Below are 24,506 nucleotides of genomic sequence, written 5' to 3' on the forward strand. Positions count from 1 at the left end.
ATGATATATAAAAGAGGAGTGATATCAACTTTTTTGCTCAGTGCAGTATTTTCAATAATGTTTGCAGGGACTTCTTTGGCAGACAGTGTAATATGGGAACCAAAAGTAATAGGCATTCCTCCAAGTGATGCATATATTGGTCTTTCACTACTTGAGTCTGGTGAAATCAGACATTACAATTATGGTGAACAGGCTGACGAAGGAACTTTTTATCTTTCAAGCAAAGATAAAGGGCTGACATGGACTAAAGTAAACATTCCAAACAATATTCCCTTTGCCGATACCCGCAGTCCACTCAGCGGTGAATATTTAAGACTAATATCTTCACCGGGTATGGGCACTTATGCCATACGTACTAATGGAGGGCTTAACGGTGGCAGAGAGCTGGTTAAGGTATCCGATTCTATGGGCATTATGCTGAAGCCACCTGTTTTTATCAGAAATGGTAAACGTGTTGTTGTAGCAGGACATTATGGACTGCAAAGAGGTCTTCCAAGAGCATGTTTCACATTTATTTCAGATGATGACGGAAGAACCTGGAGACGTTCATCACTTGTCACAACTCCCGACCATCAGGGAGGCGGATTTCATGATGGTATACGTTGGAATCACGGTGCGGCAGAGCCTACGGTAATTGAACTTAAAGATGGAAGATTGTGGATGATTATACGAACTTCTCAAGATCACCACTATCAGTCGTTCTCAGACGATGGAGGAGAAACATGGAGTGATGCAACTCCCTCACCATTCTATGGCACAATTACAATGCCTACAATTGGCAGATTACAGGATGGAAGGATTTTATTCCTTTGGTCAAATACCACACCTCTACCCGAAGTAAATAATACTAATGGAGTATGGGATGATGTTTTTACCAACAGAAATGTAATTCATGCAGCAATATCTTCTGATGATGGGAAAAGTTGGCAGGGATTCCGTGAACTATATCTTGATCCCAGGAGAAATGCAGAAGACTTCGGGACAATACCAGGTATAGACAAAAGTGTTCATCAGAGTCAGTTTATTGAGGTCGATCCTGGTGAAGTTTTAGTATCACTTGGTCAACATCCACTACACAGGGTTATGCTTCGGTTTAATGTAGACTGGCTATATGAGAATGAACGTTTTTGCGATTTTTCTGATGGACTAGACCAATGGAGTGTCTTTAATTACTACAAAGGTATAGTGGGCCATTGCGGCTATAACCGTATTCCGGGTTGTACTCTTGAGGATGGGAAATTACTGGTAAAGTATATCGAAGATGATACATTGCTTACCTCTGTAAGAGGAGCTGTATGGAATTTCCCTGCTTTTCATAAGGGAAAATTGTCACTGTCTATTAAATTTAATGATTTAAACAGTCAGGGAGAGCTGATACTTAACGATAGATGGTTCAACCCAACCGATACAACTGCATCATATTTTGCCCCCTTCAGTCTTAAGTTAAATACTAAGATTCTAAAGATAAGGGATACTAATCCACACTTAATAGAGATTGAATGGGATCTCAATAAAACCAGACCTGCTGCAATTGTATATGTAGATAAAAGAAAAAGATTGTCATTACCTCTTTCAGATGAGTCTCTACATGGCATCTCTTATCTGCAACTGCTTAGTGACAGGGTTAAAGGAGACAAAGGTTATCTAATTGAATGGGTAAAGGCTGAAAAGCTTTAATAAAAACAATAGAAATGAAACTTAATAGCAAATTACTTTTTGTACTTTTTTTAGTATCAGGACTTATTTCCTGCTCAAATAAAAAAAATAGTGAGTCGCTCCAATTGCTCCCAATGCCCCAGGAAGTAGTGGTCGACTGGTCAAAAAAACATCAGCTTAAAAACGGTGAGATTGATGCTGATAAAATATCAGTAAAATTCATAAGCTCATTCCCTGAAGAGGAGGGATACAGACTTTCGGTAACTCCTGACTCTGTGATAATAGAAGCTGTAAACGATAAAGGTGTTTTTTGGGCTAAACAAACATTAAATCAACTTATTTTACAGGCACAAAATAGTAATCAGTATATACCTCAGGTTGTTATTACCGACTGGCCTGCTTTTCGTGTCCGTGGTTTTATGCATGATGTTGGCAGAAGTTTTATATCTGTAGAAGAGCTTAAAAAACAGATTTCACTTTTATCACAGTATAAGGTAAATGTGTTTCACTGGCATTTGACTGAAAATCAAGGATGGCGACTAGAAAGCAAGCGATTCCCTCAACTTAACGACAGCAGCAGTTTCACCCGTTTACACGGAAAATACTATACTATTGAAGATGCTCACGAGATTGCAGATTGGGCCCGTCAACACAATATGATGTTAATTCCAGAGATTGATATGCCGGGTCACAGTGCGGCTTTTGTACGTGCAATGGGTGTGGATATGCAATCTCCTGAAGGAATGAAGATATTAAAGGAGCTTATGGAAGAGATCTGTACAGAGGTCTTCCCTGATGCTGAGTACATACATATTGGTACTGACGAAGTGCAATTTACTAATCCTGATTTTGTTCCTGAGATGGTAGAATATGTCCGTGGTTTCGGAAAGAAGGTAATCTCATGGAATCCCGGCTGGAATTATAAACCGGGAGAGATTGATGCTACTCAGCTATGGAGTTATAAAGGCAAGGCACAGCCGGGTATACCTGCGATAGATTCAAAGTTTCATTATATAAATCACTTCGATGCCTTTGGAGATATCGTTGCGTTATATAACAGCAGAATATACAATCAGGTGCAGGGAAGTGATGATATAGCCGGGTCAATACTTGCAATTTGGAATGATCGTTATTTGCCAACTGAAAAAGAAATTATACTTCAAAACTATTTCTATCCAAATATGATGGCGTTTGCAGAACGTACCTGGAGAGGTGGCGGCAGTGAATATTTTGATAAAAATGGTGTAATTCTGCCTACTGATGAAAATGATCCTGTTTTCATTGAGTTTGCCAATTTTGAGGATCGCATGCTTTGGCATAAAAAGTATATTTTTGCTGATGAACCTTTCCCTTATGTTAAACAGACCCATTTGAAATGGAATATTACAGATCCATTTCCAAACGAAGGAGATCTGGATATGTCGTTCCCTCCTGAAGAGAATCTAAGTGATAGTTATACATATGAAGGAGAAGTATATAATGCAAACCCTGCAGTTGGTGCAGGTATTTATTTACGACATGTTTGGGGTCAAACTGTTCCTGCTTTCTATGATAACCCTCAGGAAAATCATACAGCATATGCATACACATGGGTATGGTCTCCTAAGTCTCAAAAAGTAGGTTTATGGGCTTCTACTCAGGACTACAGCAGATCAGAAGCTGATCTTGCAGCACCACAGGGACAATGGGACTATCGAGGTAGTAAGATATGGATTAATGATCAGGAACTTCCGGCTCCTGTGTGGGAAAATACTCATACTGAAAAGACAAATGAGATTACACTTAAGAATGAGAACTATATAGCCCGTGAACCAATAGAGGTTCAGTTAAATAAAGGATGGAACAAGATACTTTTGAAACTGCCCGTTGGTAAATTCAGTACTCCTGAAGTAAGGCTGCAGAAATGGATGTATACATTTATATTTGTCACTCCTGACGGAAAAGAGGCAATGCCGGGATTAATATATAGCCCTTCGAAAATAAAAGAATAAGAGTTGAATTTGAAAATGAATTCGTTTACTACTTTCATATCGCAACTATTTATTATTTCACTTGTAGCAGTATTCACACTTTCTTGTAAACAGCCTGCAAGTGAAAAATCAAAAAACAATACAATGAAAATAAACTGGAACAAATTATCAACAGCCGGTTTAAACGGAGATTTAACTAAAGGTGTATCTGCATCTTATGCTGCACTGATTAACGGGAAATTAATAGTTGCAGGAGGAGCAAATTTTCCCGGTAAGCTTGGTTTTGAAGGTGGAGCAAAAGCTTTTTACGATGAGATATTGATTTATGACAATACTTCTGAAGATTGGAAAGTTATAGGCCGGCTCCCAACACCCTCAGCCTATGGAGTCTCTGTTTCTGTCTCAGAAGGAGCACTATGGATAGGTGGTAACAATGAAAAAGAATCATCAAAGTCCTGTTATAAGGTGACGCTATCACCAAATAATGAAATTTCACTCAAACCATTAGCTGATTTACCTTTTCCTATGGACAATTTCTCTGGTTGCTCCATTAATGAAACTGTATTTGTTGGTGGTGGCATCGTGGATGGCAAATCTTCCAATAAATTTTATTGCTTAGATACTAAAACTGATAGTGAGTGGATTGAATTGCCAGATTACCCAGGAATACCACGAGTACAGCCAGTATTGGTTTCATTAGAAACAGAAGGTAAAACCTATATTTATCTTTTAGGAGGCTTCTTTGGTGGTGATGAGAATCAAGAACCGGCTATGGCCACTGATATTTTACGATTTGATGTTGCTGAAAATGTATGGTCAGTGGTTGGTGAGCAGATTGACCCTGAAACAGGTAATCCCTTCTCACTTGGAGGAGCAACTGCGTTTGCTATCAACAACAGATATATAATATGCCTTGGTGGTGTAAATTATGATATATTCCTTGATGCAATCACTACGCAATATAACATTGGATTTGATACTAAATTAACTCCTGAAGAAAAGAAGGAGAAAAATCTAAATTTCTCAAAGCATTATATGACTCAACCTGTTGAATATTATAAGTTCAACACTGAATGCAGGGTTTATGATACTCATACAGGAGAATGGATAACCATTGATAATACAACCAACTCAGCACGCGCCGGTGCCACTTTGGTAACTGATGGAAACAGATTCTATGCTGTGCAGGGTGAGTTAAAGCCTGGTTTAAGAACATCTATATCATATATGGGAGAGGTTGTAACAGAGTAAATATACACCCTTAATATGGGGTCAAATTGAAATTATTAATCAAAGAAACAATATAAAAGACAAATAATGAGAAACAGTAAATATTATCCCTGGGTAGTAGTTGGATTGCTTTGGTTTGTAGCCCTTCTGAATTATCTCGACAGACAGATGCTTTCTACCATGCAATCTTCTATGCAGATGGATATCCGTGAACTGGCAATTGCAGAGAACTTTGGACGAATAATGGGTATATTCCTGCTTATATATGGATTAATGAGTCCTATAGCAGGTATAATTGCAGATAGAGTAAATCGTAAATGGCTAATTGTGGGCAGCCTTTTCGTTTGGTCGGCCGTAACCTGGGGAATGGGTTATGCTGAGACCTACAGTCAGGTTTATTGGCTTAGAGCGCTAATGGGTGTAAGTGAAGCGCTGTATCTGCCTACCGGACTTGCTATGATTGCAGATTTTCATAGCTCAAAAACAAGATCTCTGGCAATTGGAATACATATGTCGGGACTTTATACCGGTCAGGCTCTCGGTGGTTTTGGTGCTACTATTGCCGCAAATTACTCCTGGCAAACTGTATTTCACTGGTTTGGAATAGTTGGAATAATTTATTCAGTATTATTGATATTCATACTATTTGATAAAGAGGGTCATGCAGGAACAAAAACATCAAAACTCAATGTCGATCCTCAAAAAACTCCAGTTAAGAAAGCCTCTGTTTTAAGTTCATTCGGATTAATATTAGGAACACTCTCATTCTGGATAATGCTGTTCTATTTTATGGCTCCAAGTTTCCCGGGATGGGCAACAAAAAACTGGCTACCTACTCTATTCTCAGAGAATCTGGGTGTAGAAATGGCTAAGGCAGGACCTATGGCTACGATATCTATTGCTATCGCATCGTTTTTTGGAGTACTTATTGGTGGGCCACTTTCTGACAAGTGGGTACAGAAAAATATAAGAGGAAGAATTTACACTAGCGTTATAGGTTTAACGCTTACTATTCCATCTCTGATTTTATTAGGCTATGGTCACAGCTATGTAGGACTAATTGGTGCTGCTGTGCTGTTTGGTATTGGTTTTGGTATGTTTGACACAAACAACATGCCTATTCTTTGCCAGATTATACCACAGAAACTAAGGGCAACAGCATATGGAATAATGAATATGATGGGTGTATTTGCAGGTTATATCGTTACTCTCATGCTTGGCAGTTCAACAGATGCAGGAAATCTGGGAGCAGACTTCAGCAAATTATCAATTGTAGTATTAGTTGCCGTAGTACTGATGCTTATATTTGTAAAACCTAAACCTGAACTGACTTACAATCAGGAGAATTAAAGCTAAAAGCAAAAAATAAGAATTATAAATCGTAAACAAATAAAAATACTAAGTATGCAATTCGAAAAGATTAAAGGATTAATAGTAGCACCATTTACTCCTTTTGACAAAAAAGGTGAAGTGGATCTGAGCCCTATAGATAATTATGCATCCATGTTGCAGAAAAATGGACTGATAGGCGTATTTATAAACGGATCTTCGGGTGAAGGTTATATGCTGACAGTTGAAGAGCGAATGAAACTTGCTGAAAAGTGGGTATCAGTATCTCCCAAAGGATTTAAGGTAATTGTACATGTGGGGGCAACCTGTATAAAGGATAGCTTCAGGCTTGCTCAGCATGCACAGGAGATAGGAGCTTTTGGTACAGGTGCAATGGCTTCACCATTCCCAAAAGCAGGAAGAGTTGAAGAGCTTGTAAAATATTGCGAAGAAATTGCTTGCGGCGCCCCTGATCTGCCATTCTATTTCTATCATATACCTGCATTAAATGGAGTTTTCCTTCCTATGCTTCCTTTCCTTAAAGCTGCAGATGGAAGAATCCCTAATCTGGCTGGTATCAAATACACATATGAAAGTCTGTATGAATACAATCAGTGCATGCTCTATGAAAATGGTAAATTTGATATGCTCCATGGGCAGGATGAGACAATACTTTCTGCTCTGATTATGGGTGGTGCTCAGGGAGGAATTAGCGGAACTGGCAGTTACATTGGTAAAACTCTTGTTAGCGTTATTGATGAATATAATAAAGGTAATATTGCCGAAGCTGTTGATCACCAAAACTTTGCACAGGAAGTTATCAATGTTATTGCTCGTTACAGAGGCAATATTGTTGCCGGAAAACGAATAATGAAATTCTTAGGTATTGATTTGGGTATCAATCGTACTCCATTCCAGAATGTAACATCTGAAGAAGAAGCTATAATAAGAAAAGAGCTTGAAGCAATCGGTTTCTTCGAACGATGCAACAAGCTCTGATCATTATTTATAATGATTGATTAACTATTTGATGAGGTCAGTCAGTTTAACAGCCTGGAAGGTCATGTGTGCTACACTACTTTCGTAAAGGATGCCAACTGTCTCCTCATCAATCATAGTTAAGCATGAATAACCCCAACCGTAATCCTCATCAAGCAATACATCATATTCTGTCGGGAATGTTAATCCACCATCTAAGCTTGCTTTGATAGTAATATTATTTCTGCCCTTTGTTGTATTGGGATTTGAGAAAAGGAGTATATCCTTACCAATTATATTATCTTCTGCTTTAACACTTATCAAACTTGCCATACAAACCGGCTCCTGAAGTACGCTGCGTGATGATGGATGTTCCTTCCATGTTTTACCCAGATCGGTAGTTATAGCAACAGCCCTGCTCCCTCCTCTGTTATCTCTCATGTTTAGCATTAACACACCCGGCTCAACTTCCACCACTTGTGCTTCTGTTGTGTTAGATCTTGCAGGATTGTGAATTTTCCATGTCTCTCCATGATCCTTACTATACATTATGCCTGCATGAGGCATTCTTTCTGAGTCGATAAACTGAATTGCAAACACTAATGTTCCATCTTCCATTGTTATACCTTTACCGGGGCCTTGCAGTAAAAAGTTCCATGAAGGATCTTTAACCTGCTCTGTAATATTAATAGGCTCAGACCAGGTTTTGCCATCATCTGTACTTTTACTTAATACCAGCTGAGCTGTAGTCTCTTTTCCATTTCCTGACATTGAGTTTGTCCATGCTCTGCCATTCCCCATACCGTGTGTCCATGCTGCAATAACCCAGATAGTACCTGTTTTTTTGTCAACAAGAATTGCCGGATCACCTACTCCATTCTGTGCCTTTGGCATACCATCAGTTTCACCAAAACTTAAAGGTAATCTCATTTTCTCCCATGTTTGACCTTTATCTGTACTTCTGCTTAGTCCAACATCAACATATTCCTGCAGATCTACACTACTGTTATAACGTACATCGTATACACCTAAAAGTGTACCCTCATTTGAAGTATCTAATCCTGGTATTCTGAAAGAGGCAGAACCATCATCACCAGCATGTCTCACACCAATTCCCAGTCTATGAACTGCCTTCTCTGAAAACATTGATAAAGGTGCATCCTTACCATCAAGTTTTACAGAACTCATTTCCACATCTATTTTTGAGACAAGAGAGCTGTTGGGTTTCATCTGCAAACTTACCCAGAAGTAGTTAATACCAGGGAATAGTTTATAATTGGGAGAAAAAACTACATCGTTGCCAGGTGACTTCTCTTCACTAATTTTTATGGAGTATGACTCATTGGCTGATAAAGTCTCTCCGGGTGAGTGACTGGATATATATTGTCCCACAGGTGCAAAATGAAGCTCTCCTCTTCTTTGCGGTGCTTCAGTACCGCTATAATAAAGTTTTACTGATGCAATTTCGCTAAGGTTTACTTCATCTGCAAAGCGAAGCTTTATCTCATTCAGCTCTTTGGAACTCTTGGCATCAATCCTTACATAGAATAATACATTGTCGGTTCTGTCAATAAGAATCGGAATCTTGGTCTGCTTTACCTGTACTGTATCAGCAGCCTGAATTATAAAAGTAAGTGCAAAAAGTTGCAACAAAAAAAGTAAAGAGATTTTAGTTTTCATAAAAAAAGTTAGTTTGTTTGTATAATATTTTAATAATACTGGTGTATATAATTAGTAAATATAGTAAAACAAATTATATACTCAATAAATAAAACAGTAAATTGCCTATATTGTATATAAATTATATTATTATAAGGCCTCTTTGCTTATTTCTTCAACTATTTCAGGATTTACCAATGTTGTTATATCACCAAAATCACTCTTTTCCCCTTCCGCTATTTTCCTCAAAATACGGCGCATTATTTTTCCTGATCTTGTTTTTGGCAATCCTGTTACAAACTGTATCTTATCCAGTTTAGCTATTCCACCTATCTGATCAGAAATAAGCTGGTTGATCTCTTTATACAGATTATTTCTGTCACGCCATAAACCAACCTCTTTCAGTACCACAAATCCATACAGTGCATTACCTTTAATATCATGAGGAAATCCTACAACAGCACTTTCAGCAACAGTCTGATGCTCATTGATTGCATCTTCTATAGGTGCAGTGCCCAGGTTGTGACCCGAAACAATAATCACATCATCAACTCTTCCGGTAATCCTGTAATAGCCAACCTCATCTCGCAAAGCTCCATCACCGGAAAAATATTTCCCCGGGAACTTAGAAAAATATGTATCAATATATCTCTGATGATCCCCCCAAATGGTTCTTGCAATTCCCGGCCATGGATAATCAATGCAGAGGTTACCAAGTTTCTGGTTTCCCTCTATCTCATTTCTCAGTTCATCCATCAATACCGGTCTGATACCCGGCAGTGGCAAAGAAGCGTATGTAGGTTTTGTTGGTGTAACAAAAGGTATGGCAGAGATTACAATTCCTCCTGTTTCAGTTTGCCACCATGTATCTACCAATGGACAGCGTTTATTACCTACATGGTCGTTGTACCAATGCCATGCCTCTTCATTTATTGGCTCTCCTACTGAACCGATCACTTTAAGGCTATCCATTTCAAAATCCTGTACAAATTCTATTCTCTCTTTAGCAAGCGAACGAATAGCAGTAGGTGCTGTATAAAACTGATTCACATTATGTTTTTGTATTACATTCCAGAATCTGCTGTGATCGGGATAAGACGGAATACCTTCAAATAATACTGTTGTCGCACCATTAAGCAAGGGTCCATATATTGTATATGAGTGGCCTGTTATCCATCCTATGTCAGCTGTACACCAATAGACATCATTTTCTTTGTAATTAAATACATTTTTAAATGTATATGCAACATATACCATATATCCTGCGGTTGTATGCACCATACCTTTTGGTTTGCCGGTTGAACCTGATGTATATAGTATAAAAAGAGGATCTTCTGCATCCATAACTTCAGCTTTACTGGTAGTTTCTGCCTGTTCAAGCAAAGGTTGCAGCCATATGTCGCGCCCCTCTTTAAAATCTATTTCCTGATTAGTTCTTTTTACCAGGAGAACCTTTTCTATTGTATTAGTTTTGTTTAGAGCATCATCCACAATTTTTTTAAGATCAACAGTTTTATTGCCTCTATATCCTCCGTCAGCAGTAATGATTACCTTTGCATTGCAGTCATTAATCCTGGTTGACAGAGCATTTGCTGAAAAGCCTGCGAAAATGACTGAGTGAATAGCTCCTATTCTGGCACATGCTAAGACTGTAAACACAAGTTCCGGAATCATAGGCAAGTATATACAGACTCTGTCACCCTTTTTTACACCCTGATCACGTAAAACATTAGCCATCTTGGACACTTCAGTATAAAGCTCACTGTACGTGAAAAATCTTGATGGTTCATCGGGATTATTTGGTTCAAATATGATTGCTTTTTTATCACCTCTGTTGGCAAGATGTCTGTCGATACAATTTTTTGTTATATTAAGCTTTGCGTTCTTATACCAAACAAACTCCGCTTTCTGCATATCAAACTCCACAACTTTATCCCACTTCTGATACCATGTAAAATTATTTTCTGCAATTTTACCCCAGAACTTTTTAGGTTTATTCACTGATTTCCTATACACCTTAAAGTATTGTTCCAGAGAGTCTATACTGTAACTACTCATATTTACCGGATTTTTAAATGTTTAAACAATTTTAATTCTGAACATATCTGTGAGTGAAAAAGTTTTAGATATCCTTAGCTTTGTATAATAAAAAAAAGTAGTGGTCAGAATTTTTAATAATCTGACCACTACTTTCTTATATAAATATTCTCTTTTAGTACCTAATCGAACATCTTTCTGAATTTATTGAACACACTTTTACGTGCGGTTGCTGAAGGAGAAAAGCTCTCTGATTTCTCAAACTCTTCCATCTGCTTACGCTCTTTAGCACTAAGATTCTCCGGTACATATACATTTACATGTATCAACTGATCTCCCTTTCCATATCCATTAACAGTGGGCAGTCCCTTATTTCGCAGGCGTAAAACCTTACCCGGTTGTGTTCCCGGATCAATTTTAACTTTAGCTATACCATCAATTGTTGGCACCTCCACGGTTCCACCAAGTGCTGCAGTTGGGAAACTAAGGAACAGATTATATATCACATCATTTTCATCTCTGATAAGATTTGGATCTTCCTCCTCTTCTATTACTATCAGCAAATCACCGTTTACACCGCCTCTACGTGCAGCATTACCCTTTCCGGACATAGAAAGCTGCATACCTTCAGCTACACCTGCAGGAATCTTTATAGATATAACTTCTTCCTCCCTTACTATACCTTCACCATTACAGTTAGAACATTTTTTTGTTATTGTTTTTCCATCACCGTTACAGGTAGGACAGGTTGATGAAGTCTGCATTTGACCAAGTATAGTGTTTGCAACACGTGTTACAACCCCTGAACCATTACATGTGGTACATGTAGATACAGAGTTACCGTTTTCAGAGCCATTACCATCGCAGTGGGAACAAGAGACATATTTCTTAACTTTAATCTTTTTCTCAACTCCGTTAAGAATCTCTTTTAGTGTAAGCTTCACTTTCACTCGTAGATCAGAACCCCTGTTAACCCTTCTTCCGCGCTGAGAACTGCCAAAGCCCCCGAAACCGCCAAATCCACCAAAGTGTCCTCCGAAAATATCTCCAAACTGAGAGAAGATGTCGTCCATTGACATCCCTCCACCACCAAAACCGCTTGATGCAGAACTGCCTACACCTGCATGTCCAAACTGATCGTATCTTGCACGTTTATTCTCGTCACTCAATACTTCATAAGCTTCGGCAGCCTCCTTAAACTTTTCCTCAGAAGCCTTATCCCCTGGATTCTTATCCGGGTGATACTGAATTGCCTTTTTTCGGTAGGCCTTTTTTATCTCTTCAGCTGATGCATTTCTGGGTACCTCCAGAACTTCGTAATAATCTCTTTTACCGGCCATATTATTCTCCTACAACTACTTTAGGGAAACGAATAATTTTATCGTTCAATTTATAACCCTTTTGTATACAATCAATCACTTTACCTTTCTGTGACTCATCTTGTGCTGGTACGGTTGTAACAGCTTCAAAAGTGTCAGCATCAAAAGGCATGCCTACAGATTCGATCTCTTCTACTCCATTTTGTTTTAGGAAGCTGATGAACTTTGAATAAATAAGATCCATGCCCTCAAGCATTGCATCCTTATCCTCTGACTGATGCAAAGAGTCAAGTGCACGTTCAAAATCGTCTACTAATGATATAATATTAAGCAGAACTCTCTCACCTCCATTTTTTATGATCTCTGCTTTCTCTTTTATAGTTCTTTTTCTGAAATTGTCAAATTCAGCATTTAACCTTAGGAAACTGTCATTCAGATCTTCATGACTTTTCTGAAGCTCATCATATTCACTCTTAAGCTTTGTATACTCGTCAATATCCTCCTGTTCCCCGGAATCTTTATTTACTTCTTCCTTAGCTGAATTATCGCTGTTTTCTGTCAAATTGTCCTTAATATCTTTTTCACTGTCTTTAGCACTATCGTGCTGACCTGTTCCACGTTTCATATATAATTTATTTTGTTTTCAATATCTACCCTAAGTCTACTGCAAATAGTTTGCCATAATTTTTTCAAAGAAATAATTCACACCATTCATCAAAAATTTCTACTTGATGCCAACCATGTCTGCTCAGGCTTTGTCTTATCTTCTTTAATGGTTTTTCTTTTCCCAACTGAGATTTTGAAAAAAATTTATCTGCAAAGCAGATTATCTGCTCCTCAAGACTTTGGGGTCTCATATCTCTTTTTGGAATTGGCAAGTTCCTGTTGAGGATTGTTTCAAGACTTAGTCCTGTACCTGTATGTCTCTCACACACCTTACCATGCTTAGGGTACCCCTCTTCGGTCAATAGCTCTCGTCCCAGATAACCGTGACATATATATGGCATATCTCCCATACATGCAATATGAGGAGCTTTGGTCTTAAAAATCCCAATATCATGAAGCATTCCTGCCTCCTCTATAAACTTAACATCTACAGCCAGCTCAGGATGTTTATTAACTATATCAAGAGCCTTTTTTGTCACATCGCTACAATGAGACATATAGATATCATATAATTTAGTTCCTTCTTTATAGTACTTTCTTATAATTATATTTGGATCCATAAATATCGGTTTTCCAGCTACAAAGGTAGCATAAAAATATCAATCTGTCAGCTGATTCATATTTGTTAATTTAGTCTAAACATATAAGTGAGAAAATATAAATAACATATATTTGTCAACATATGCTGAAAAAAAGGTTGAATAGGCTTAGTTTGTTTTATCCATTGCTGTTTACATTATACGTATGCAGTATCACACTTTTCACCCATTCACATTATATTAACAACATCAGGTACGTTCACTCACACCCTATAAGGTTAGGTGAAATACCTTCACATGACCACTCTGAAAAAGAGCTTCAGCTGCTCGATCAGCTTTTCAACACATCAATAACATCAGATATAATACCTGATGTAGATCTTTCAGGTAATATTCCCCTAAAAAAGATAAGATATAGCAATCTTTATCAGCACCTGCACATAATTAGCCCCACTACATCATTACTGCTCAGGGCTCCTCCTTCATTTCTGTGAATAGATCGGTCTGGATATCAGACCACACAATCATTTCATCTATGATTGATAAAATAGTAGACCTATCATAGTCTGATAGTCTCATACAGAATAACTATACACTCAAATCAAACAACAGAATGAAGAAGTTTATAATAATCACTCTGATAGTTGTACTATTTAACAACTATATCAAAGCGGATAATAACATTACAGATCAGACAGATGCAAATATTTATGGCCATGTTTTGGATAAAAAAACCAATGAACATCTCCCATATGCAACAGTTAAACTGCAGGGCACAACAATTGGGATAACTACAGATGGTACTGGCCACTACTTTTTAAGAAATCTTCCCACAGGCAATTTCACTCTTGAAGTGTCTATGATTGGATTCAAGACAGTTTCAAGAGAAGTAAACATTGAAGCCGGAAAAACAATAGAGATAAATTTTGAACTGGAAGAGTCGTCAACTTCACTTAATGAAGTGGTTGTATCTGCAAATAGAAATGAGACAACAAGAAGAACTGCACCATCACTAGTCAGTGTTCTCGATATGCAAACATTAGATGTAACAAATTCAAAAACATTGTCGGATGGACTTAAATTTCAACCCGGATTAAGAGTTGAAAATAATTGCCAGAATTGTGGAACTACACAGGTTAGAATAAATGGTATGGAAGGTTCATATTCACAGATTCTCATCGACTCTCGGCCGATGATTGGAGCACTAGCTGGTGTTTATGGTCTGGAACAGATACCTGCTAATATGATTGAACGAATTGAAATAATTCGTGGAGGCGGATCTGCCCTTTTCGGAGCCAATGCCATAGGAGGAACAATTAATATTATAACGCGGGAACCTATTAGAAACAGTGGTGAGTTCTCTCACACCTTATCAAGTATAAACAGCAGCGGTAGTTTAGAGAATAACACAACATTTAATGCCTCACTTGTAAATGACACTCGAAATGCAGGTATAATGGTTTATGGTCAGCACCGCCTAAGAGATGGGTTTGATATAGATGGAGATAGCTTTACAGAGCTGCCCTCGTTAAAAAACAGGTCACTCGGATTTAGATCTTTCCTTAAAACAGGTGTATATTCAAAGCTTACCCTTGAATACAGGAATATTCATGAGTTCCGGCGTGGTGGAGACAGATTAGATCTTAAACCTTATGAAAGTTTTATAACAGAGCAAGTTGAGCATTACATTAATAGTGGTTCTCTGAGCTTCGATAAATATTCATCTGATCAAAAAAGCAAACTTAATCTCTATACAGCTGCCAGTCATACGGAAAGAGCAAGTTACTATGGTGCAGGTACTCCTTTTAATAATAATGTACCTGCAATTGAACCAGGTATGTCTCAAGATGAAATCGAAAGCATAAATGAAATAATAAAGAACAACCAAGCACGATTAAATTCCTTTGGTACAACATCTGAACTCACCTATCAGATTGGAGGTCATTATATCCGATCGTTCAGCAATCTGTGGTTCATGCCGGCTGACCTTACTGCCGGAGCTGAATACCTTGGGAGTGAACTTGATGATATAAGTGGCTACCGAACAGAGAAAATTTCACAGAAAACATATACATTAAGTGGATTCATCCAAAATGAATGGAAAATTGAAATGTGGAGCTTTCTTGTTGGTGGAAGACTTGATAAGCATAATTTAGTGGATAACGCAATTTTCAGTCCTAGAATTAATATGCGGTACAACCCAACCGAAAATATTAACTTCAGACTTACATATAGTGCGGGTTTTCGTGCGCCTCAGATATTCGATGAAAACCTCCATGTGGATATTGCAGGAGGTAAACAGATAGTGAGGATACTCTCTGAAAAGCTGAAAGAAGAGAGATCAAACAGTGTTAGTGGCTCGGTAGATTTCTATCATCAGATAGATAACAACAGACTATTAAACCTGCTTATCGAGGGATTCTATACAAAACTAAACAACCCTTTTACTGATGTAAGACTTGGAAATGAAATTGTTATAGAGAATGCAAGCTCTGGAGCGATGGTGTATGGTATGAACCTTGAAGGCAGAATTGCATTAAACAATAAACTCGATCTGCAGGCAGGGGCTACATTTCAAAAAAGTCTGTATGAAGAGGAGAGAAAATGGTGGGAACCTGAAACACCCGAAGAGGAAGAATTAGATAAGGTAATACCTACGAAAAGAATGATGCGAACACCTGACAGTTATGCATATTTAGTGATAACTTTAGCTCCAACAGATAAGTTTACAGCCTCTTTGTCGGGCAACTATACTGGCAGTATGCTTGTGCCTCATGATGCAGGTTTTGGTGTAGAAGGTGTTGACAAGTTCTCTACAGTTTATATAACTGAAAAATCTCCATCATTTTTTGAACTCAATACAAAAATTGCATACACTATTAATGTTTATCATGACACAAAGCTTGAGCTGAATGCTGGCATTCAAAACATTTTCAACTCATTTCAGAAAGATTTTGATACCGGTGCAGGAAGAGCCAGCAACTACATTTATGGACCTGGAATGCCAAGAACATTTTTCATAGGTACAAAAATATTGCTCTAACTATCAAAAAACATTAAACCAAAACAGGTGCAACTGCATAAAGTTGCACCTATTTTATTTATACATATCTATTTTATTGGTCACATTCTACTCTTACATGCTCCTTATTTAAAAGAGCAACATAAGAACAAGGTAAGAGCAAAGTAAGAGTTAAGCAAGTACCAATAGTGTGTAAACTGTCAATATAATTATAACGGAATTACATATTTTTTCATTGCCTCATCCTGGAGAGATTTTGGCACAGCCTCCTTCACTTCATCAACAATAATGTTGATCAACCTTTCGCGGATAAACTCCTTACGGGTTACGAGACTGACTTCACGTACAGGAGTTGAGTTTTTAAATGGTCTTACATTCTTTTTTTGCTTCTCACTGAGGTTGGCGATAGCCATTTCTGGAATAACAGTCAGACCCTCATTCTCATCTACAATATTTATAAGTGTATCGATACTGCCCGCTTCATAGGAGAAAATGGATTGATTTGCACCTTTTCTTTTCTTAAGATTGCACAAGTGAAGAATCTGCGTCCTGAAACAATGCACCTCGTCAAGCAACCATAACTTAGTAGCATTCAGATCATCTTCATCCAATGCATTTTTTGCATACAGAGATCGCTCAAGTGGTGAAACATATGCAAAAAACTGTTCGTAATAGATTGGGGTTTCATTTATCGAAGGTTCTTTCAGCGGAGTAGCCAGAATTCCACCATCAAGAGAATCATTAGATAAACCTTTTAATATCTGATCGGTTGTAAGCTCTGAAATAATTATTCTGATATCATAATTATTGTCACGATGAACCTGCATGAGTTTAGGCAAAAGATAGGGAGAGATAGTAGGAATTATTCCGAGTCTGAACACCCCTTTTACGATACCTTTCTCCTCCAGAATTATCTCCTTTATATGATTAACCTGAGCAACAGCAACGCGGGCTTGGTCGATAATACGTTCTCCAATCTCTGTTGGCTGAACAGGCAGTTGTGAACGATCGAATATTTTTACTCCCAGCTCCTCCTCCAGCTTTTGAATCATCATACTCAGTGTTGGCTGTGTTACAAACGATGCCTCTGCAGCTTTGGAAAAATGGCGATAGTTATCTACTGCAATAATATATTCTAACTGTTGTATATTCATAAAGCTTATTCTTTAATCAAATGAAACATAAAAATTACCTGTATATTACTTGTAGTTTGAGAAATACTTCATAAACTGTACACGTTCGTACAGGTATGGACTCTTTATGTTTGCATAGTTCAATTTACCCTTAAACTCCTCAATATTTGTATAGTTGTTTTGGTTCATCCACTCTTCAATACATGTAAGGATATGATCAACTGTTTCCAAACCGTTTTCATATAATGTACTGCATAATTGTATTGCTCCAGCACCTGCAAGAATTCCCTTAATTACATCTTCCCATGAATGAACACCGTATGAACAGGCAATATCAAAATCAGGCACTCGACCCGACACTATTGCGGTCCACCTTAAAGTATCACTGAAATCAGAAGGGTTGCTGAAAACCGGACCTGGTACTAACTCCAGAGTCTTAATATCAATATCAAGCTGATAGAAACGATTAAACAACACTATACCATCAGCTCTAAGAGCCTTCAACTTTGAAACAAGTCCCGGTAAATTACTGATATTCTTTGCCATTTTGATTACAACCGGTATATGGATAACCTTTTTTAGTTCCCTGACAATATTAACATATGTATCCTCAAGATATGTATCTCCAAACTCACCGGCATTTAGAACAAACAGGTTAAGTTCCAAACCATCAGCTCCTGCATCCTGAATAGTTTTTGCAAATTCAGTCCATCTTGCCATTTTATAGCAGTTTATACTTGCAATAATTGGCACACTGCAACGCTTCTTTGCCGATCTGATTAAATCAAGATATTTATCCATATGATTCATCTGAACATAAGTATTGATGTAATCTGCAGCTTCCGGGTAATCTGCTATCTGAGATAGTTTTTCTGAATGATTTTCAATCTGCTCTTCAAAAAGAGATTTCAAAACTATTGCTCCCACACCTGAGTTTTCCAGTTCTATAATCTTATTAATAGAATTTGTTAACCCACTGCTTGCAGCAATTATGGGATTTTTTAGTTTTAACCCCGCAAATGTTGTTTGTAAACTTGTAGTCATACGATGAAGAAATGTTTTTCAAAATTTCATAATAAACAAAAATAGGGAATTTTATTGATAAAATCGATATGTTATATTTAAAAATAATGTCATCGTTTATCAGCGACTTCCAAATATAAGTGTCCCTATTCTTACAATTGTACTCCCTGACTCAATTGCGAGGGGGTAGTCGCCGGTCATTCCCATTGAAACTTCTTTAAAATCAGCATCATCTTTAAAATGAAGATCTTTGAATTCATCAAAAAGCGACTTAAGCTGATCGAACTCATTTTTCACCTTTTTTTCATCTTCAGTAAATGTGGCCATACCCATGAGGCCCGAAATTTTCACATGCCTGCATTCTCTCCATCTGCCTTCTGACAAGAACTTGCGACACTCTTCGGGAGAGAATCCTGATTTAGTGTCTTCATCTGCAATATGTATCTGAAGCAAACATGGTATTACCCTGTTATTGGCGCTACCCTGCTTCTCAATTTCACGCATTAGCCTCTCACTATCTAAGCTATGAATTAACGTAACAAAAGGGGCAATCTGTTTTACTTTATTACGCTGCAGATTCCCAATGAAATGCCACTCAATATCTTTTGGCAGTTCCTGTTGTTTTTGCACAAGCTCCTGTACACGACTCTCGCCAAACAATCGCTGTCCGGCATTATAAGCTTCCATAATCTCTTCATTTGAATGAAATTTGGAAACAGCAACAATCTTTACATTCGATGGAACAGTCTCTTTTAACGCCTCTATTTTTGATCTTATACTCATTCTTCCTTATTAGTAACCTTATCGCCCGTATATGGGAAAACATCCATAATAGCTGTCTCTGTGACAGACGCTATTGAATAGTCTATCATAGTTTTTTTCATTTCAGCCTCAATAATTTCAACTGCCTCTTTAAGTTCAGATGCCTGAACGAGCATGTTTACAGCAGTTTTTTTCTCTGAACCGCTTTTTTCATCAAGTGTTATATAATACAGTTTTGCCTTATAATATCTATCACCTGTTTCATTAAAAAATGAGTCTGAATATTTAACTCGCTTAATATCAGACACAGTAAATTCGCCCGAAATGAAGGGTCTGATCTCTTCTATAATTCTTGCCTCAGCTTCGGTAAATGACAACGCATCCACCAGATAAGGCTCTGTAACAGTTTTCTGAATGCCGGTCTCCAGCATTTTATCATATCTCAGTTTACACTCAAACCAGTTGTACATATAATCTTATTAATTTATTTTATTAGGATAACAAAGATAAGGATAAAATAGAAATGAAAAGGAGATTTTGTGAAAGCTGAAGTGATTTGCAGTTATTCGGTTTTAAATACTATTTTTGCAAATTATCTTAATAAAATGATTGGAACCATTGTAAATACAGTAGCGGTACTGGTGGGCGGACTACTAGGTCTTGTTCTCAATAAAAAAATGCCTGGAAGAGTTACATCAATTTATTTTCAGGCAATTGGACTTTTCACTCTTGCAATAGGAGCCACTATGGCTGTGAGCATGGAAAAAATACTTATAATAGTTAGCAGTCTTGCTATTGGTTCTCTCTTGGGTGAGTGGTGGAACCTGGAAAAAGGTGCAGAACAGTTGAGTGAGTACCTTAAAAAGCGCTTCAAAATTGGGAGTGAGAGGTTTTCAGAGGGATTGGTTACTGCTTTTCTTTTGTTTTGCGTAGGTTCGATGACTATACTTGGCACTATACAGGAAGGAACAGGAGGGTCACCTGATCTCCTTTATACTAAATCGATGATGGATTTTTTCTCTGCAATACTCCTGGCTTCTGCATTTGGAGTAGGTGTAGCATTTTCTGCTCTGCCACTTTTTTTATTTCAGGCATCATTGACGCTATTTGCCATGTTTGCATCCCATTTTTTCACTGATGATATTATACTGGGACTAACCAATGTAGGAGGAATATTATTAATAGGATTAGGTATCAACATACTTGAAATAAAGAAACTCCGCATTATGAATATGCTTCCCTCTCTGGTTATAGTGGTGCTGTTACTATGGATTTTTAACTAAATTCCTCTCAAAAGTTGCAAAAGAAAGATCAGAAGTTAGGTTTATGGCTGTTGGTTTTTATAGCCCTCGGATCGATGATTGGATCCGGCATATTTAATTCTCCTAAAGATCTCATCAGTTCGGCTAATCCACAAGGTGCGATGATTGCCTGGCTTATAGGTGGATTCGGAGCTTTGATGCTTGCTCTGGTATTTGTTTATCTCGCAGCAAGAAAACCAGAATTGAAAAGTGGTATCTATGCCTATGCCCGTGATGGGTTTGGCGATTTCATGGGATTCAATTCAGCATGGGGATACTGGTCGTTAGGCTGGCTTGGCAACATTGGATTTATCGTACTATTTTTTAAGACATTTAATGATCTGCTGGGCGATAAAGCTATTTCACCCCTACAAGCTTTTATTATTGGTTCACTTATTATCTGGATATTCTTTTTTATACTGAAAGCGGGTATAAGAGAAGGCGCCATACTTAATTTCATAGTAACAACTGCAAAGCTGATTCCTGTTATTCTTATAATAGTTCTAGGTGTTTTACTGGTAAAAAGTGATCTCTTCATTGTAGAAAACTGGCAAACAAGACTTGCCTCAACAGGTGAACCAATATCGCCCACGATACAGATTAAAAGTGCAATGGCAATTATTTTATGGTGTTTCGTGGGAATGGAGGCAGCATCGGTATTATCTGGAAGAGCCAAAAGTCAGAAGATTGTCAGACTTACTATTATAATCTCTCTGCTTATTGTGCTTGGGGTATATATGCTGATCACTTTTATTGCAATGTCCTCTATACCGGCAGATAAATTAGCAGCATCTGAGACTCCTTTGGCACTGGTTCTTGAGCAGACTGCGGTAGGTGCAGCCGGAGGAGTGATAGTGAAGCTTGGAATTATGGTTTCCGTGCTTGGTGCAAGTTTCTCCTGGATTATGCTGTCGGTTGAGACACTATATGTTGCAGCAGTTGATAATGTTCTTCCCCGTATATTTAAAAAGGTAAACAAAAACGGAACCCCCGTAACTGTACTTCTGATTACTCAGGGTTTTACTCAAATATTTCTTATTTCAATATTGTCGCCTAAACTAAACGAGACATATCTGGCTGCTATAACAATTGCAACTACGCTGGCGCTTATTCCCTATTTACTGTCATCACTTTATGCTGTAAAGATTGCAATGATTAACAGAAAAAGGGAATCATTGCATCATCTTATTATTGCACTGTTGGGTACGATCTACTCTCTTTATGTAATATTTGCCGTAGGTATTAAATATCTTATTCTTTCCTTACTATTTTATGCCATAGGATCACTTCTCTTTATAAAAGCAAAAAGAGAGCAAAAAAAACAGCCCAAACCTTGGGAGTGGGCTGTTATAGTTTTATTGCTAATTGGATCACTGATAATAACCGGTCTGATTTTTTCAGGGAAAATCATTCTCTGATTATCTGTCAAATGTATATCTTAATGTAGCTCCTATTCTGGCAGGATAACCACGCTGAACGAATGAATTAGTATTTCCTGTAGTCATATCGGACGCCTCAAAAAGGAATGAATTATAATCTTTTCCTAATAGGTTTTTTCCCCATAATTCCAGAGAAAAAACACCTTTCTCAACTGCTACTGTTCCATTTACCAAACCATAAAATGGCTGATAAAGCTCTTCGCCATTTACATCTTCATTAGACTCAGTCCAGTATATTTTTCCTACTCCTGTATATTGAACATTAGCAATAAATCTGTCAATAAAAGATCCATTACCAAATTTATATACATAACCGGCTCCCAGACTTAAAGTATGACGAGGAGCAAATGGGATATAATTTCCTGCATAATTTACATCCTCAGATGCCTGATAGTCTTTAAATCGAGCATTAGCAAAGCCATAATCACCATAAAATGAAAGATTACTAATAGGACTGTACTTAACACTCAACTCAAATCCCTTGCTTTCTGATTTACCGGCATTTTCCACTGTTCTGCCTGAAGTTCCCTGTCTTGTAAGTTTAATTATCTGGATGTCATTTACTCGAGAGTAGAACAGAGCATATGTAAGTGAAAGTTTATTGTTTAACATTTCATAGCGACCACCCAGCTCATATGTCCAACTTGTTTCAGGATCATATGAAAGCATCTCCTCCAGACTTGGATCTTCATCTCCATTTCCGGGAGCACCACCACCAGGCAACATTCCGGGAGGCATTCCGCTCATTGCATTTCTCATTATTGATTCCGAAAGAGCTCCTTGCAGCACTTCGGAGAACACCTGTTCGTTATATCCGCCTGTTTTATATCCTTTAGAGGCTGATAAATAAATCATTGAAGTAGGTGAGTAATTATATTTTAATGCGAATTTTGGAAGAAGCTGACCAAAATCCCTGCTGAAAGACCCTTCAATTAAAGTATCTCCCTCAACAAATATATCAGGCATTGGTCTGTTTGGAATCTGAAATTTAAGATTTACATCACCACCATCACTTTCAGTAGAGAAATCTATGGCAGTCTGCTCATAGTCGAATCTCAAACCTGCTGTAGCTGACAAGCCTTCAACACCAAAAAGATCATTTATTGTTGATTGGTGGAAAAGAGCCGCTCCCTTTGAGGGTTTTGTATATATTCCGGGAAGATCAATTCTATCATTAGCGTAGACAATTCTAAGCGGGGCTCCCATTCTCTCCATAGCTGTATCGAGATGACCCTGCATGGCAACCATACCATCCTCTTTAATTGCTACAGGTGTATCTACAACTCTTCTGTCATAAAATCCAAATGCACCAAGCACCCAGCTATAAGTTTTATTTAAGTCTGACTTAACGGTAAACTCCTGACTAATAGAATGCTGCTTTTGCTTTTGATTTATAGAAAAAACAGAATTGGAGGTATAGTCCTGATCCATTTTCATATCATCTTTCAGATACTGAAATCCGGTTGTTGAGTGAACTGTGAAGCCACTCCTGCGCCATTCAAGAGACAATCCGTTTGTAAAAAGATGGCGATCATAGGAAGAGGGTTCATTAAAACTGGATCTGGTTGAATCGACATGCATATAGGGGAATGCTCCACCGGTAACATAATCATAATTACCAAACAGCATTGCTTTAAAATCAGGTGATGCCTGCCATTCTAATTTAATTTTGCCTCCGGCATTTTCTGAATTGTCGACTTTTTCTCCTGTATAGCTATTAGTAAAATAACCATCATCGCGCTTATAATATGCTGCTGCAGAGAGACCAAAATTGTTGGAAAGCTTACTGTAATTTGAGCCCATTAGTGAAAACTGGCCATAATTGCCCCCACTCATTGTCAAGCGGGTTCCCTGATATGCTAAAGGAGACAGGGTGTAAAGATTCACAATGCCGCCAATTGCATTTCTGCCATAAAGTGTTCCTTGTGCTCCTCGCAATACCTCTACACGCTGAATATCCTGAAATTCAAAATCAAAAGCTGATGGATTGAAGCTTGGCACATTGTCTACATACAAACTAACTGTTTGAGAACCTAACCGTGCACCAATACCTCTAATATAAATAGGAGTGGACACTTTTGAACCATAAGTGGGTATAAAGAAGTTTGGTATATAACTGCTTAGATCAGGCAGTGATTCAATCTGTGTATTCTGCAGCTGCTTAGGAGATACAACCGAAACAGCGGTTGGCATATTTTTCAGGTTATTTGTTTCCTTCACGGAACTACTAATCACAAATTCGTCTAAATAATATACCCTTAATGTATCTTGTGGATTTTCTTTTTCATAATCTGCTCCTGAAGCAGTAATAAAAGTGTAGCAAACTACAGACATTAACAATATCAACTTCTTCATATTTGAAATTTTATTTAAATAGAAAAGACAACAATAGATCAATCCTCTATTGTAGTCTTAAAATTAACCTAAGATATAATGCAAAGTA

The 24,506-nt window shown here is 37.7% G+C and carries 19 protein-coding genes; 9 read left to right on the forward strand and 10 right to left on the reverse strand.

The genetic code is table 11. The features are described from left to right. The 5 genes from BN1354_RS09645 to BN1354_RS09665 all read left to right on the forward strand — a co-directional run bounded on the left by BN1354_RS09645 (position 1) and on the right by BN1354_RS09665 (position 7,184). Positions 1 to 1,677, forward strand: a complete 1,677-nt coding sequence (locus BN1354_RS09645; protein WP_053826967.1) for a sialidase family protein — start codon at positions 1 to 3, stop codon at positions 1,675 to 1,677. A 14-nt stretch (positions 1,678 to 1,691) separates the two neighbouring features. After that, positions 1,692 to 3,647 (forward strand): family 20 glycosylhydrolase, encoded by a 1,956-nt coding sequence (locus tag BN1354_RS09650; protein WP_053826968.1) that lies wholly within the window; start codon positions 1,692 to 1,694, stop codon positions 3,645 to 3,647. A gap of 15 nt (positions 3,648 to 3,662) precedes the next feature. Beyond that, on the forward strand, positions 3,663 to 4,877 hold the full coding sequence (locus BN1354_RS09655) for a cyclically-permuted mutarotase family protein (RefSeq protein WP_197272048.1): 1,215 nt from the start codon (positions 3,663 to 3,665) through the stop codon (positions 4,875 to 4,877). Between the two features lie 66 nt (positions 4,878 to 4,943). After that, complete coding sequence (locus tag BN1354_RS09660; protein WP_053826969.1) at positions 4,944 to 6,206, forward strand: MFS transporter; 1,263 nt, start codon at positions 4,944 to 4,946, stop codon at positions 6,204 to 6,206. Between the two features lie 54 nt (positions 6,207 to 6,260). Continuing rightward, positions 6,261 to 7,184 (forward strand): dihydrodipicolinate synthase family protein, encoded by a 924-nt coding sequence (locus BN1354_RS09665; protein WP_053826970.1) that lies wholly within the window; start codon positions 6,261 to 6,263, stop codon positions 7,182 to 7,184. Between the two features lie 24 nt (positions 7,185 to 7,208). Here BN1354_RS09665 and BN1354_RS09670 read toward each other — a convergent pair whose 3' ends face one another. From BN1354_RS09670 to BN1354_RS09690, 5 genes are all read right to left on the reverse strand, one after another. After that, a complete protein-coding gene (locus BN1354_RS09670) occupies positions 7,209 to 8,843 on the reverse strand; it encodes a sialidase family protein (protein ID WP_053826971.1) in 1,635 nt (544 codons plus the stop codon). A 129-nt stretch (positions 8,844 to 8,972) separates the two neighbouring features. Beyond that, positions 8,973 to 10,880: an acetate--CoA ligase gene (acs, locus tag BN1354_RS09675; protein WP_053826972.1), complete on the reverse strand. Its 1,908-nt coding sequence runs from the start codon at positions 10,878 to 10,880 to the stop codon at positions 8,973 to 8,975. 161 nt (positions 10,881 to 11,041) lie between these two features. Next, positions 11,042 to 12,199: a molecular chaperone DnaJ gene (gene dnaJ, locus BN1354_RS09680; RefSeq protein ID WP_045090655.1), complete on the reverse strand. Its 1,158-nt coding sequence runs from the start codon at positions 12,197 to 12,199 to the stop codon at positions 11,042 to 11,044. Position 12,200: 1 nt separating this feature from the next. Continuing rightward, positions 12,201 to 12,803, reverse strand: coding sequence for a nucleotide exchange factor GrpE (locus BN1354_RS09685; RefSeq protein ID WP_045090654.1), 603 nt, complete (start codon positions 12,801 to 12,803; stop codon positions 12,201 to 12,203). A gap of 64 nt (positions 12,804 to 12,867) precedes the next feature. Continuing rightward, on the reverse strand, positions 12,868 to 13,404 hold the full coding sequence (locus BN1354_RS09690) for an HD domain-containing protein (protein WP_053826973.1): 537 nt from the start codon (positions 13,402 to 13,404) through the stop codon (positions 12,868 to 12,870). 122 nt (positions 13,405 to 13,526) lie between these two features. On the opposite strand from BN1354_RS09690, the gene BN1354_RS09695 reads away from it, so the two are divergent. Both BN1354_RS09695 and BN1354_RS09700 read left to right on the forward strand, forming a co-directional pair. Next, complete coding sequence (locus BN1354_RS09695) at positions 13,527 to 13,877, forward strand: hypothetical protein (protein WP_052673248.1); 351 nt, start codon at positions 13,527 to 13,529, stop codon at positions 13,875 to 13,877. A gap of 119 nt (positions 13,878 to 13,996) precedes the next feature. Then, the gene (locus tag BN1354_RS09700; protein WP_053826974.1) at positions 13,997 to 16,426 is read left to right on the forward strand and encodes a TonB-dependent receptor; all 2,430 of its coding nucleotides are present in this window, start codon (positions 13,997 to 13,999) and stop codon (positions 16,424 to 16,426) included. A 188-nt stretch (positions 16,427 to 16,614) separates the two neighbouring features. Here the strand turns inward: BN1354_RS09700 and BN1354_RS09705 are convergent, their stop codons facing one another. From BN1354_RS09705 to BN1354_RS09720, 4 genes are all read right to left on the reverse strand, one after another. After that, complete coding sequence (locus tag BN1354_RS09705) at positions 16,615 to 17,559, reverse strand: hydrogen peroxide-inducible genes activator (RefSeq protein ID WP_053826975.1); 945 nt, start codon at positions 17,557 to 17,559, stop codon at positions 16,615 to 16,617. Positions 17,560 to 17,604: 45 nt separating this feature from the next. After that, positions 17,605 to 18,582 (reverse strand): dihydroorotate dehydrogenase-like protein, encoded by a 978-nt coding sequence (locus tag BN1354_RS09710; RefSeq protein WP_053826976.1) that lies wholly within the window; start codon positions 18,580 to 18,582, stop codon positions 17,605 to 17,607. Positions 18,583 to 18,681: 99 nt separating this feature from the next. After that, positions 18,682 to 19,344, reverse strand: coding sequence for a YggS family pyridoxal phosphate-dependent enzyme (locus BN1354_RS09715; protein WP_053826977.1), 663 nt, complete (start codon positions 19,342 to 19,344; stop codon positions 18,682 to 18,684). After that, positions 19,341 to 19,793 (reverse strand): DUF4494 domain-containing protein, encoded by a 453-nt coding sequence (locus BN1354_RS09720; RefSeq protein ID WP_045090648.1) that lies wholly within the window; start codon positions 19,791 to 19,793, stop codon positions 19,341 to 19,343. Before BN1354_RS09720 ends, BN1354_RS09715 begins: the two co-directional genes overlap by 4 nt. Before the next feature lie 135 nt (positions 19,794 to 19,928). Here BN1354_RS09720 and BN1354_RS09725 point away from each other — a divergent pair, with 135 nt between their 5' ends. Beyond that, positions 19,929 to 20,606: a DUF554 domain-containing protein gene (locus BN1354_RS09725; protein ID WP_053826978.1), complete on the forward strand. Its 678-nt coding sequence runs from the start codon at positions 19,929 to 19,931 to the stop codon at positions 20,604 to 20,606. A gap of 14 nt (positions 20,607 to 20,620) precedes the next feature. After that, positions 20,621 to 22,042 (forward strand): amino acid permease, encoded by a 1,422-nt coding sequence (locus BN1354_RS09730; protein ID WP_074010757.1) that lies wholly within the window; start codon positions 20,621 to 20,623, stop codon positions 22,040 to 22,042. Here BN1354_RS09730 and BN1354_RS09735 read toward each other — a convergent pair whose 3' ends face one another. Next, positions 22,043 to 24,418, reverse strand: a complete 2,376-nt coding sequence (locus BN1354_RS09735) for a TonB-dependent receptor (protein ID WP_074010758.1) — start codon at positions 24,416 to 24,418, stop codon at positions 22,043 to 22,045. Positions 24,419 to 24,506 lie beyond the last annotated feature (88 nt).

The organism is Lascolabacillus massiliensis (genome assembly GCF_001282625.1).
Lineage (GTDB): Bacteria > Bacteroidota > Bacteroidia > Bacteroidales > Dysgonomonadaceae > Proteiniphilum > Proteiniphilum massiliensis.

Coding starts and splice junctions, on each gene's coding strand:
- BN1354_RS09705 (WP_053826975.1), bottom strand. CDS start 17,559: ATGAATATACAACAGTTAGAATATATTATTGCAGTAGATAACTATCGC.
- BN1354_RS09685 (WP_045090654.1), bottom strand. CDS start 12,803: ATGAAACGTGGAACAGGTCAGCACGATAGTGCTAAAGACAGTGAAAAA.
- BN1354_RS09715 (WP_053826977.1), bottom strand. CDS start 19,344: ATGAGTATAAGATCAAAAATAGAGGCGTTAAAAGAGACTGTTCCATCG.
- acs (WP_053826972.1), bottom strand. CDS start 10,880: ATGAGTAGTTACAGTATAGACTCTCTGGAACAATACTTTAAGGTGTAT.
- BN1354_RS09645 (WP_053826967.1), top strand. CDS start 1: ATGATATATAAAAGAGGAGTGATATCAACTTTTTTGCTCAGTGCAGTA.
- BN1354_RS09710 (WP_053826976.1), bottom strand. CDS start 18,582: ATGACTACAAGTTTACAAACAACATTTGCGGGGTTAAAACTAAAAAAT.
- BN1354_RS09690 (WP_053826973.1), bottom strand. CDS start 13,404: ATGGATCCAAATATAATTATAAGAAAGTACTATAAAGAAGGAACTAAA.
- BN1354_RS09735 (WP_074010758.1), bottom strand. CDS start 24,418: ATGAAGAAGTTGATATTGTTAATGTCTGTAGTTTGCTACACTTTTATT.
- BN1354_RS09695 (WP_052673248.1), top strand. CDS start 13,527: ATGCTGAAAAAAAGGTTGAATAGGCTTAGTTTGTTTTATCCATTGCTG.
- BN1354_RS09665 (WP_053826970.1), top strand. CDS start 6,261: ATGCAATTCGAAAAGATTAAAGGATTAATAGTAGCACCATTTACTCCT.
- BN1354_RS09725 (WP_053826978.1), top strand. CDS start 19,929: ATGATTGGAACCATTGTAAATACAGTAGCGGTACTGGTGGGCGGACTA.
- BN1354_RS09660 (WP_053826969.1), top strand. CDS start 4,944: ATGAGAAACAGTAAATATTATCCCTGGGTAGTAGTTGGATTGCTTTGG.
- dnaJ (WP_045090655.1), bottom strand. CDS start 12,199: ATGGCCGGTAAAAGAGATTATTACGAAGTTCTGGAGGTACCCAGAAAT.
- BN1354_RS09720 (WP_045090648.1), bottom strand. CDS start 19,793: ATGTACAACTGGTTTGAGTGTAAACTGAGATATGATAAAATGCTGGAG.
- BN1354_RS09670 (WP_053826971.1), bottom strand. CDS start 8,843: ATGAAAACTAAAATCTCTTTACTTTTTTTGTTGCAACTTTTTGCACTT.
- BN1354_RS09700 (WP_053826974.1), top strand. CDS start 13,997: ATGAAGAAGTTTATAATAATCACTCTGATAGTTGTACTATTTAACAAC.
- BN1354_RS09650 (WP_053826968.1), top strand. CDS start 1,692: ATGAAACTTAATAGCAAATTACTTTTTGTACTTTTTTTAGTATCAGGA.
- BN1354_RS09655 (WP_197272048.1), top strand. CDS start 3,663: ATGAATTCGTTTACTACTTTCATATCGCAACTATTTATTATTTCACTT.